General features: G+C 37.9%; 6 protein-coding genes. All 6 read right to left on the minus strand.

The annotated features are described in order from the left end of the window. Positions 1-2: 2 nt before the first annotated feature. Positions 3-1,028, minus strand: coding sequence for a family 43 glycosylhydrolase (locus ACNQGG_RS07250; protein WP_417962584.1), 1,026 nt, complete (start codon positions 1,026-1,028; stop codon positions 3-5). An 11-nt stretch (positions 1,029-1,039) separates the two neighbouring features. Beyond that, the gene (locus tag ACNQGG_RS07255; RefSeq protein ID WP_417962586.1) at positions 1,040-2,002 is read right to left on the minus strand and encodes a glycoside hydrolase family 43 protein; all 963 of its coding nucleotides are present in this window, start codon (positions 2,000-2,002) and stop codon (positions 1,040-1,042) included. 245 nt (positions 2,003-2,247) lie between these two features. Beyond that, entirely contained in the window at positions 2,248-3,324 is a 1,077-nt protein-coding gene (locus ACNQGG_RS07260; RefSeq protein ID WP_417962588.1) for a glycoside hydrolase family 43 protein, read from the minus strand. Positions 3,325-3,935: 611 nt separating this feature from the next. Then, entirely contained in the window at positions 3,936-7,637 is a 3,702-nt protein-coding gene (locus ACNQGG_RS07265) for a DUF4450 domain-containing protein (protein WP_417962590.1), read from the minus strand. Positions 7,638-8,022: 385 nt separating this feature from the next. Beyond that, positions 8,023-9,867 carry an NPCBM/NEW2 domain-containing protein gene (locus ACNQGG_RS07270; protein WP_417962592.1) on the minus strand — a complete coding sequence of 615 codons (1,845 nt, stop codon included), beginning with the start codon at positions 9,865-9,867 and terminating at the stop codon, positions 8,023-8,025. A gap of 411 nt (positions 9,868-10,278) precedes the next feature. Further along, the gene (locus tag ACNQGG_RS07275; RefSeq protein WP_417962594.1) at positions 10,279-12,684 is read right to left on the minus strand and encodes a glycoside hydrolase family 95 protein; all 2,406 of its coding nucleotides are present in this window, start codon (positions 12,682-12,684) and stop codon (positions 10,279-10,281) included. Positions 12,685-12,886: the final 202 nt, after the last annotated feature.

A 12,886-nucleotide genomic window follows, 5' to 3' on the forward strand; every position in this document is an offset into this window, starting at 1 on the left:
TACTATTTTTTGAATTTGACTTTTTTAATTCCCTGATGGGTTGGAATTGTTTGTTTTATACTGCCATCAGTATTGAATTCCAGTTTGTCGATACATACTTCTCTATTATATCCTGCCGATCTGCCCATGGCGATTCCATTTGGATAATTGAAGCGATGGTAAACAAGATACCATTCGTCTTTACCCGGAATTTGAATCACTGAATTATGACCTGTTGCATATATGCCAGCTTCTTTGTTTTTTGCAATGACAAGATTATTTTGTGGTATATTTATTTTCCCCATTGGAGAATCCGAAGTTCCGTAACGCACTTTATAGTTTTCGCTTCGGGTATCATCTTCTGACCAAAGGAAATAATAGTTGCCTTTTCTAAAAAAAACGGTAGCGCCTTCACGGAAGGTCTTGTCAGGAGTGATTACTTTGATGGTTTCTTGTTTGATGGAAACCATGTCATCATTAAGTTCGGCGCAAGCCATATAAGAATTTCCCCAGTACAAATAGTTTTTCCCTGTTTGGGGATCTGTGAATACGTCCGGATCAATTTGTTGCCCTTTTGTAATGCCTTCAGGATATTTATCGATTAAAGGTTTTCCTGAATCAACAAAGGGTCCCGTAGGATTGTCTGACACAGCGACACCAATCTTTTGCGCAGCACAGAAATAGAAAAAATAGTTGTATTTATTTCCTATTTTCTTTTCTGTAATGCATGGGGCCCATGCGTTTTTCTTTGCCCAGCTCACATCTTTAGGCAGATCCAGGATTACGCCTTCCTCTTTCCAGTTGACTAGATCTGTCGAAGAAAAGGTTTTAAAATAGGTGCCTGACCAATTTTCAAATCCATCACTGGTAGGGTAGATATAAAACTTCCCAGTTTTTTTGGCGAATATAATATCGGGATCAGCATACAATCCTTTTAGAGCAGGGTTGTTATTTTTTTTGTTGGATGTTGATTTTTGGCTAACAGCAGTATTACCATAAGTTAATAGTAAAATAAATACAAAGCCTTTAATCCAATTTGTTAGAATCATTTTTTATGTTTTTAAAATTTTATTTCGCAGTTCCAATTTTTAGCCAGTTTTTGGGCTTCTTTTTTTGTAATTTGAATAACCGCTGGATGCTTTGGCGACGAAAAATTGGTCGATTTCATAACTCCTTCGTTGAAGTGTCCCAGATTTTTAAAATTCACAAAATCAGAGGTTTCACTAAACCCAAAATTGTGCGGATTGATGCGGTAGATGTCATATATCAATACCCATTTATTCTCACCAATGCGTTTGTAAATAGTTGGCGCTTCACATCCTACCGGTTCCGGGTCGTACCATTTATCGTCATATTTATAACCTGTATTGATGGAGTCAGAAATCATTTGCTTAACACCCGCTGTTCCGTCATGCGGCACATAGAACAGGTGGTATTTATTGCCTACTTTGGTAATGTCAGCATCAATATAGGCAACCTCTTTTGGATACTCAAACAAAAGTTTTGGAGCGGTTTCTAATTTTGTAAAATCGGAATTCATATAAGAATAATACACTTTGTCTTTTTGGTTGCCAAAGCGCATGGTAAAGTAGATCATGGTCTTTTGCTTTTTATCGTCATATACGAGTTCAGGTGCCCACGCACAGCCAATGTCTGCCAATTCAGGAAAAGCCTGATCCACACGAAGTACGGTATGGGTCCAATGGATCAGATCGGGAGATTTCATTAAAACCAATCCTCTATTGTTTCCCCAGCCGTATTGTTTTCCATCGCGTTCCCATTCTGTAGTGCGATTACCAGCTTTTTGGGCATAAATATGTAGATCGGTCAGTGCCAAATAAAACATTCCGTCTGGTGCTCGGTAAATGTAAGGGTCACGAATTCCTTTTTGCTCTGCAATCGTATCGCCGGCTATAATTGGTTTGGCATTGTTTATATCGGTAAAACTATAGCCATCTTTACTCAATGCCATATACAAACCATGGGTATCGTCTTTAAAATATACCATGAGATACCCTCTCATATTTTTTTCTTTTGGTACTTTGTTTTTTTTCTGAGCCAACACAGCATTGCTGACAAAAAACAACAGGCAAAAAACAACTAGAAATTTAATTTTGTTCATAGATATAAAAGTTATTCTTACTGGTCCTATTTGGTATCTCTTTTATTTATTGGTGTTTGCTTCACTGAGTTAATATTTTTCATAGGTGTTCAGCGAATTTCATTTACTTGTGCAACCGTCTTGTTAATGGCGATTTCAGAATTATTTTAGTTTGAATTTGTAGAACCAGTGTCTTTTTTTTCGTAGCCCCATTTGCTTTCTAATTTTTTAGCCTCTTTTGCAGTGATTGGCATAACGGTTCCATGTCTTGGATGAAAGTTCATCGTCACTTCTTCGTCTATTAGAGTGAAATGTTCCAGGTCTTTCGTTTTGGTAAATTGATACCTTCCACTGCTATAAAGATCATACATTAGTATCCAGGTGTCAGAATTATTTAATTTATACATACCAGAACCTTCTACTTGTTTATCCGTTTGTTCTAAACGTTTATCCTGCAGTACATACCCTTCTGTAAGTTTATTGGATACTGCTTGTTTTATACCAGGGTACTCTCCCGTTGCTTTAAAGAATAAATGATAGTTGCCATCTTTAAAAATGATATCACCATCAAGACAAGTGCTGTTGTCAGGACTAAAAAAAAGCTGTTTGGGATTGGTCTCTAATGCGCTGAAATCGGTGTTTGCGTAGGCATAATATAATTTAATGGGGCCATCGCCGAAGCTCATTGACCAATAAATCATGTATTTTCCTTTCTCTATATCATATATGGTTTGTGGTGCCCAAACCTTACTAACTGCTGATAATTCCGGGAAATTTTGTGGAATGTTTACTACATGAGAAGTCCAGTTTACCAAATCTTTTGAGTTTAATAATACCATCGCATAAGTTGGTCCCCAACCATTTTTTGACGTATTCATATCGGTAGCCACCATATAAAACGTTTTTCCATCGACACCACGAAGAATATGCGGATCTCGTACTCCTCCTGTAGAACTGATCTGGGTTGAACTGACAACGGGCATATTATTATTTAAAGCACGGAAATTATAACCATCCTTGCTGATGGCAAATCGAATAGCTTCTTTATCTTTTCCATCACCCGAAAAGTAGGTGAATAAGTAGGCATTTGTTTTTTTATTGGAAGCAGCCATTTCGGATTTAGAAGCTTTCTTTTTAGAAAGTTGTTGTGCTGACATCGATCCAAGAGTATTCAGGGCTAAAAATAAACCGAGCCATTTATAAGTGTCCCTTTTTTTTGTGGGTATTATTGAATAGTAATTCATGTTTTATTTTATACAATTTAGTTATTTAGGCATACTAATTAGTATTGGCTTTTACTTCAGTAACGCTAGATTCAAAGCAGACCAAGCTGTTTCAACCCACAAAAAAAATTGTTGTCCAGCTATGAAATTCTTCTCAGTCTTAGATTGAACATAATTGAATACAGAAAGAATATGACAAGTGTTATTTGGATATATTTAGACGAATCATTTTTGTGATTTTTGAAAGCCTTATTGTGTTTTAAAGAGGCTATTTATATTATGGTGCACATCATTATAAGTGTGTTTTTTACATTTGTAAATATAATTTAAAAAAGCATATAAACAAATCAACTTAATAAAAAAATGGATTACGAATTACGAGTCTTGTAATTTTAGCTTGTTACTTATGTTGAATTAGTAATTTGCTTTTGTATAAAAACTAAGAATCAGGTATTTTAAAAAATGAAATCAAACTAAAAGCAATAACTATTTTTGATAGAATACATGCAACGATTCTATAAAACAAAACTGCCCGAAAATTACTTTTTGGGCAGCTTCTCATTCAATTAGCGATTTTTATAAGATTAAAAGAAAAAATAATTAGAATCTTAAATTTTTAATTGATTGGGTAATCATCGTAAAAGCGTTACCGCCATCAAGCCGATTACTACGTCATTTGCGAGTGTTTTCAAAGTGATATTCTTCAGCGTTTTCAACGAGTTGAGCGGCATGTCCAGTACCGTTGCAGCACCACCCTCAATCGCCTTGCCATTGTAATTTGCTTTCGATTCCTGTCCAGAAACTATGACTCCAGTTTTTAAATGAATACGTGTAGAGCGTGGTCTTTTTAATGCAAAGGCAAAGCCATCAGTATAATAATCCTGCTCCATAGGCCACCAGGTTTCAGGGTTTCGCAACACGAGTGAATCCGTTGTTCCATCGGTATATTCAACAATTATAACGCCATTATCAAACTGGCTTTGCATCGGGTTGGTGGAACCGGCCATTAAAAACCATGCGTGGGAAGCAGTGCCTGTAAGCGGAATTGATTTCTCTTTTGGATAATTATCCCATTGTGAAGTGAATAGAATATTGTTAGCACCATCTGTTCCGGGAGTAGAAAATGGAATGCCCTGCGGAAGCGTAATAGTGTTTTTTTCTCCGGCTAATTTACGCAACCCACTATCGTCTACATCAAATGTTCTTAAAGAGTGCGGCCAATCGCCTATTCCTTGCCACGGCAGTTGTAAAGTAGTAACCTGTGGCCTTGGTGTGAGGTATTTGTTCTTGAAAATTTGGGTTACCTTATCGTTAAAATGTCCTGTAATGTTCACGGTTTCTAATTTTCCTTTAGCAGTTGCCGGCCAGTTGTATAATGACTCTGTAACAGTTTCTCCGTTTTGCAATTTGATAGTTACCTGATTTGTTCCGGTTATCAGGTTATTTTCCGGCACAACCACCTCGTTACTAATTTTACCTGAAGGAATGTTAAGTGATGTGCTAAATCCGTTAACAGTTACGACTGCTTTTACAGAACTGCTTGTATTATTCTGCAACGCAAAACTGTTGCTGTTTGCTTCAGAATCCTTTCCGGTAACTAAACTAACTGCTTTTTCTATAGTAATAGAAATTGGCATCCACCACGATAATTGTCCTTGTTGTAATTGCACAAATACGGTGTAATTTCCTGTAAGTGCTATTACTTTAGCCGAAAAACTGGATGCTTTGGTCTTAATATTCGTCAACGCATTTTGTGGGTCATTGACACTTAAAACTTTCGCGTCTGCAAATTTCTCATCAATTATACTGCCGATTGCATATGTTTTTTCAGCAGCTGGCAGTACTGGTTTGGCTCCTTGCCAGGTAATGTTGATAACATATTTGTCAGATGCTGGTGCGTTAATTTCAATTACTGGCTTGCCTACTGCCGAATCTCTGTTTTTCCAGCTAACGGGTTTGCCGTTTATAGTAATATTTTTTACCTGACCTTTTGCAATAGCTTGGAATTTTAAGTTAAGGCTTTGCGGTAATTTAGGTACCAGTGTATAAACATCAGTTTCACCACTGCGTTTAAAATCAAACGAAATATCCGGTGTAGAAAAGGAGGCGTAATTCCAGGAAGATGGCAAGCCGGGCCGAATGGTAAGCGTATTGCTCAAGGCATTTGGAACAATACCAAAAAGGCCTTCTACCAAAGCTCTTGAAAACATACCGATTGGATCACCAAAATCTCGGTAGGCTTCATTGCGTATGGCATCATAATGCGAGATCTGTACAAAATTTCCGGGGCTTCCGCCAAGGTACATAGAGACCAGTACCTCGCTTTTAAATAATTTATAGGCTTCATCGGCACGGCCTCCCTGCCAGTTGGCAAGTGCAGTATGCATAGATTCAGCTAATGCCGAATTGTTTAATGACCATTCATAAGGCATCCATTTAGTGGTGGAGAGCGTGTAATAACCGTCATCGTCAAGTCCTTTTGCTTTTACAGGGATATGTGGTATTTCATTGTCTATATAACGCAAACTTTGATAAGCCTGAAATGGAGTCATCGTTTCAGAATCCATACTGTGGTAGATTGTCCATAATGCCGGAGCGGGATGTAATAGTCGGTTGCCCAGTGCATCTTTATATTCGGCAAAAGAACCCTTGTCTTTCATCCATAACTGGGCATTCATTGCTTTCAAAATTTTATCAGCTTCATTACGGTAAGTTGATGGGTCTTCTCCAAGGATAGTTGCTATTTGTGCCGCTTTTGTAAAAGCAAAATAGTTATAAGCCGATGAATGCGCCACGCCGCCGCCGCTATACTGCAATGCATCGCTGGCCCAAATGGCGGCATAGGCATCGTACAAACCATCTCTATCAGAGTCAAAATTACGGGTTTCCCATTCCAGATGACGTTTTAGTACTGACCAGGTTTCTTTTAGAAAAACCATATCACCCGTCCATTCGTAGTGGCGCAGCAAAATGTCGATATATACCAGATTCATATCGTAATGGTGTGCTGTTAATTTTTCACCATTAGGATTTCTGCTGATATAACCGCTTGTAAACATGCCAACCCCTAATTTTTCAAGGCTTCGGGACAAATGGTTTAACGTATCTGGAATAACAAGGCCGCTCGCAGGACTTGTTAGCTGTGACTTAGCATAGCTTTCTAAATGCGTTTTAGCACGGTCGTGCCAACCGAGTGCATCAGCCGTGTAAGCTCCGCGCCAGCCATTCAATCGCATGCGCCAGCCAATAGAACCATGCATATAGGAAGGGGATTCCCAAGTAGCATCGGATGCTATGGCCAAGGTTCCTCCAATGGTGTTGATGTAAGGATCGGGCGTATTGATGGTAATGCGGTCGGCAATTGATTTTCTCGCTGTTTTTGCCTGTGCAAACAGTTGCGGTGCTTCACTGTAATTAAAGGCAGGTTTTGTAGCTGGATTGTGGATAGTGAAATAATAATTGGCATTGGTCGCAGCATTTATTTTACCTGCTAAAGCCGGGGCATTCGCTACATTCGAGTCATAAAAATCCTGCGGTGTAGCTAATTTAGTGGCATCAGCTATTTTTAGTGTTGCATCCGAAGGAAAAGTTCCAACTAATACTTGCTCTTTTACTATTTTAGATTTCTGATTTAAGTCTTCTACATAATAGCGTCCATCTTGTCCTATTTCTAAACCTGTACCGTATTTTAAGTTAAAACCAGCCTTTTCAATCGTATAAATATTATCCTTGCAATTTTCTGGTTTTAGATAAAAGTTCGATTCAGGGTCAGGCCCCATGTCACCATCACGGCTAAATTTTTTACCCGATGCTCCGCCAAAAGCCCAAAATAATGTAACCGGTGTTTTTATATCCTGCATGCGGGCTTTTACAATAAAACCTTCAGCACCTGCCATGGCTAATATTTCCAGTAAAAGTTTTCCGTTTCCAAGTATTGGATCTTCTATGATATAAAGCATAGAACCGGCTCTGTATCTGGCAGTAATTGTTTTTGCTGTGGTAAGCCATTTGCTAGTATTGCCAGTGGCTATGCCAAATTTAAAATTGCCTCCCATTCTAGGCATATATAAAGCAAATTCAGGTCTGTCACCGGTTTCTACCCTAAATGCGGTATGGGTGCCATAGAGGGCACGGGTAAAAAGTCTGTTCCCGTTTGTAATAACAAAATCAGTACCATCCGGTTTGTAGCGCAGTTCCTGTTGCTCGCCGTGCCACAAGCGATCCGTTTTTTTTAGAGGATAAAGTTCTTGCGCAAAAGTTTGTAATGAAGTTACAAGCAACATTATTGTTGCAAGACAGCTTACAATATTCTTTTTATTTACAAATGTCATCATATGGATAAAATATTTATTCGAAGATACGATTGTGCTAATTTCATCTATTTAGTGCTATTTATTACATTGACATTGTATGTTTAAATTACGTTGTACATCTCAATGATTGGTTTGAAGCAGGAAGGTTTCGCAAGATGTTGGAATTTTTGGCTATGCTAATGAACCTTTTACAGAAACTATTGCGCTTTCCATTTCGACCATAAATCAAAAAGGCGAAGAACTAGGCTGTCTAGCTGCCATGGTTTACTTTGAAGCTTTTTTAAACAAGGATAAAAACGAAATAACAACTAAAATAATTGAATCGGAACGAATCATACGGAAAAGTTCAAAAAGAATTTAAGTTTATTTCTACCAATTATTTTTCAGCGTTATGTTACAAAACCAGCTATTTCGACACTTTAACTATTTTATACAAGCCCGCTCCATGCGAATTGATTTTAGGAGCAAACTCACCTGAAAATTGGCCAACTACTTTTCCTGACCATAAATCGGTAATTAAATATTTATCCAAAAGTCCGAAGTTTTTCAGGTTTATAGCAATTTTTGCAGTCGGCGGTGGTGGGGGTCCAGAAGGATTTTCGGTAAACACGAAAAATTTCACTGTGGCACCTACATTTTGAGAAATACAGGCTTCATCCAAACCAACAAGCGCTTTAAAACGAGTATAGCCTTCAGGTATGTCAAATTCTATAATGGAATTCGAATGTGTACCGATACCATTTTCATATTTAACTTTATTTACAGTAAGAGCATTGCCAGAAACGCTTTGGTTCACCTTTGGCTTTTGCCATCCCGATGTTGCTTTTATCCATTTTAAGCTGGTCAATTTGAGGGAATCTTTTCCTTTATATAGCGTTGGTTCAATCCAATTGGCGTGATCCCAATCGGTTTTGTCACCGCCATCATTGACCACTAAATACAATTTTTTGGCTCCCGAAATAGCAATATCTAATGTGGCGCTTTGACCCAGAGTTGCTTTGGTTATTAATCCGCTGTTCCAAACTGCTTTTTCTTCGGAGATCATTTTTTGATCGGTGGTATTGAAAACCGCCAAGTATTTAGCTCCTGTTTTTGGTTCGTCAGCTATCCAAGCAGCTTTGTCATTATCCGTGAAAAGCGGTTTGTTGTTGGTGCTTTCGTTGAGCACTTTTAACACATTTTTATTCGTCAGCAACGAAAGCGTGAAGGGATCGTTGTCGGGAAGATTTCCACCAAACATCAACGGGGATTTAAAAATACTCCATAAGGTCATCAAAGTATATTGTTCGTCTTTGGTAAAGGCGGTCATCCGAGGATCTCCTCTTTCTGCTCTAATGCCAATTCGCCCAAGCGGTAACATATCGCCATCAGGATACGCACCATAAGCGCGCCATTTGTTCCAACGCTCAAAGACTTCAAAATGATCTTTTAATTGTTGCCAGCTGTCCCAAAAATCGCCAACGGTACGCCACATATTTGCGTTTTTTTGAACGTGATCGGCGTGTGCAATTGGGGTTTCTCCTGGAGAGGTGCTCAATACAATTTTACGCCCTGTACGGTCAATGGCTTTGCGAATCATATCGATTTCTCCTTCAAAATAAATCGGGGAAGAAAGGTCGTCAATCTTGACAAAATCGAGGCCCCAAGAGGCATACAATTCGAAAAGCGAATTATAGTATTCCTGTGCGCCCGGCTTGCCCGGAACTACCGTGTACATGTCGTGCAACCAGCTGCACTGGTCTTTTTCAGAGTAAATATCTTTGGCTGTGAAATTTGTGCCTTTAATGGGCAAGTTTTGTTTTACAGCTATTACGGGAATGCCGCGCATAATGTGGATTCCAAACTTCAACCCTTTATTATGAAGGTAATCTGCCAAGGGTTTAAAGCCTTTTCCTCCCGCCGCCGAAGGGAAACGGTTTGTTGCGGGCATAAACCTGCCGTATTGATCCAGCACATAATCAGGGTCTTTTTCGTTGTATCCGTGTGATTTATCGTTACCGACATACCATCTGATATCGACTATAATATAATTCCATCCATACGATTTCAAATATTTGGACATATAGTCGGCATTGGCTTTTACTTCAGCCTCGGTAACTGTTGGGCCAAAGCAATCCCAGCTGTTCCAACCCATAGGAGGAGTTGCTGCCCAATCATGAAAATCTTTTTTTGTTTGCCCCTGAACGGAATAACAGGTTACAGAAAAGAGTAAGATAGAGAGTGCTATTTTGTAAAATTTAGATCGAATCATTAGTGTGATTTTTTTGTAATTGCAATTTGCGTATAAGTGTATTTTTCACATTTGTAAATTTAATTAAAAAAAAGACATATAAACAAATGAACATGATAAAAAAAAATGGGTTGTAAATAGGAGTATTGTAATTTAAGTTTGATTTAATACTTTTTTGGGTGCGTTATTTCTTAAATTTAGGAGTTTATAAACAATCAAATGTTTCTATTGTAAGCTAACTCAAAACAAAGCATATATGCAAAATGGAATCAAATAAAAACAATGGGAAAAATAAATCGGGACGGAATTAATTCCGTCCCGATTTAAATATTGAATTTTTCCTCCAAGGTCTTTTTTTGCTTATAGGTGTTTGAATCTAAAAAATCATGCCTGTAAGGTTTTGGAAATCTTACCAAATTATAGGATTATTTTTTACCAGATTAATTCTATTTTCTGTCCTTTTTTCAAGGTAACTTTTTTGGTTTTATCGCCATTAATAAGTGTTGTATTTCCCCCATTTTTAGAAAAAACAGTTACTTTCTTCAAAATCTTACCATTCCATTCCATCGAAATTACAAATCCTCCTCTGGCACAAATTCCTTTTATGGCACCACTTTCCCAAGCATCGGGTAGGGCAGGGAGTAATCTGATTTCGTTTTCATTAGATTGAACCAACATTTCGGCTACTGCGGCAGCCCCTCCAAAATTTCCGTCTATCTGAAACGGAGGATGTGCATCAAATAAATTAGGATACGTTCCGCCACCTCTTTTTGGTTTTTCTGTTTTCTTTCCATCGGGATCTACATATCGAAGTAATTCACGGAACATTTTATAAGCATGATTGCCGTCCCAAAGTCTTGCCCAAAGATTAATGCGCCATCCTTTTGACCAACCCGTTGTTTCATCGCCTTTTATTTCAAGCGTTTGTCTGGAAGCACTGGCCAAGTCTGGAGTTTTTAATGGTGTAATGTGGTCTCCAGGAAAAAGTCCGAATAGCTGCGATTGATGGCGGTGTCTTGGGTCTTCGTCATTCCAATCAAAATACCATTCCTGCAGGTTTCCTTTTTTTCCTATTTGATACGGATAGAATTTTGAAAGTGCGGTTTCAAGTTTTGCTCTAAATTCAGCATCCACATTTAACACTTTTGAAGCTTTAATCGTTTTATCAAAACATTCTCGTATCATCGCCAAATCTGCAGTTCCGCCGTACATCGTGGCTCCAATGAAACCATCGGGTGCGATGTATTTGTTTTCCGGAGAAGTGGACGGAGATGTGATTAAATAACCATTTTTATCGGATATCATCCATTCTAAGAAGAACTGAGATGCTCCTTTCATAATAGAGTATCCTTCTTTTTTTAAATAGTTTTTGTCTTGAGTAAAAGCATAATGCTCCCAAATATGCGTACTCAACCAAGCTCCTGCCGTGTTCCAACACGCCCAACTTGGGTCTTCTTTTCCGAAGTTTCCAACAGGATTTGTCATCGCCCAAATATCAGAATTATGAGCCGCAGCCCAGCCATTGACGCCATAAAATGTCTTGGCGGTCACTTTACCCGTTACTGAAAGGTTTTTTATAAAACTCAAAAGCGGGAGGTGCAATTCGGAAAGATTTGTGTTTTCAGCAAGCCAATAATTTTCTTCGAGATTGATGTTCATGGTGTAATTACAACTCCATGGCGGGTTTAGATGAGGATTCCAAAGGCCTTGCAAATTGGCAGGAACTCCTTTGGTTCTGGAACTGCTGATCAACAAATAACGTCCGTAATTGAAATACAAAACTTCTAGATTTTTATCTTCTTTCGATTCCGAATAACGTAATAAACGTTCGTTAGTTGGTAAGTTTGGTGCTGTTGTTTTTCCTAAATCTAAAATCACTCGGTTGTAGAATTTTTGATAATCGGAAATGTGAGCTTGTTTTAGTTTGTCGAATGATTTTACAAATACTTGGTTCAAATTGGCTAATGCAATCAATTTATCATTAAGACCTTCGTTAGCAGGATTCTTGTCAAAGCCATTAAAGCTCGTTGCAATTGATACATAAATTAAGGCTTCGGTACCGTTTTTTAATCCCAAACTCGTATCGGTACTAACAATTGTTCCATCCGTGTTTTTAATTTTCATCAGCGTTGTAAAACGTGTTCCTCTGTCTTTTTCCAAAAGAAAAGACGGCACCACTTGATAACTTGGGTTTTCGTGAATAAGCGCAAAACCATTCATTGTAAGTACATTATTTTTAGTTTCTGTTTTGAATTTTAATAAACTATTAGAATTCACATCAAAATTTAAAGCTCCTTTTTGACTGCTTGTCAATTTGATTATCATGATTTGCTCTGGTGCCGAAATAAAATATTCACGAGTAAATTTTACACCATCAATTTCATAACTGACTTTGCTTACTGCATTAGAAATATCCAATTCTCTATAATAATTGGAAGCTTTCCCAGAATGATGACTATTAATTTCCATAGTTCCCAGTGGCGCATACGACTCGGAATTTTTACCTTGAATTTTTTTATTCAATTCGTTGGCTAGTTTGTAGTTTTCGTTTTTTAATGCTTCCCGAATTGCGGGGATGTTTTTATACGCTTCAGGATTCATGTTGGCATTTACAGGTTCTCCTGACCAAAGTGTGATATCATTCAAATAAATTTTATCCAAATTTACCCCTCCAAAAACCGTTGCTCCCATTTTTCCATTTCCTAAAACCAGACTTTCTTCAAAAAAATCAGCTGGTTGGTTGTACCACAGAATATGATTGGATTGTGCTATAACTTTTCCACTGAAAGAGGAACAGATGAAAACTAAAAGCAGTTTTTTTAAGAAGTTTGAGTTCATTTATAGATGCTTAATTGTTTAAAATATACTTTTACCGGTTTCTCGCGTGAAGGCAATGTCATTAATTTAAGTAATAATCTCAACAAACGTTAGCAACAAACAGAGATTCCTCCTTCGTCGGAATGACAAATAAACGCTTAACTTTATGACATTGTGCGTGAGGGATAGCAGCAAACTACCGAAGTAGTGCGAATAGCCCGAC

The organism is Flavobacterium esculini, from assembly GCF_048284325.1.
Taxonomy (GTDB): domain Bacteria; phylum Bacteroidota; class Bacteroidia; order Flavobacteriales; family Flavobacteriaceae; genus Flavobacterium.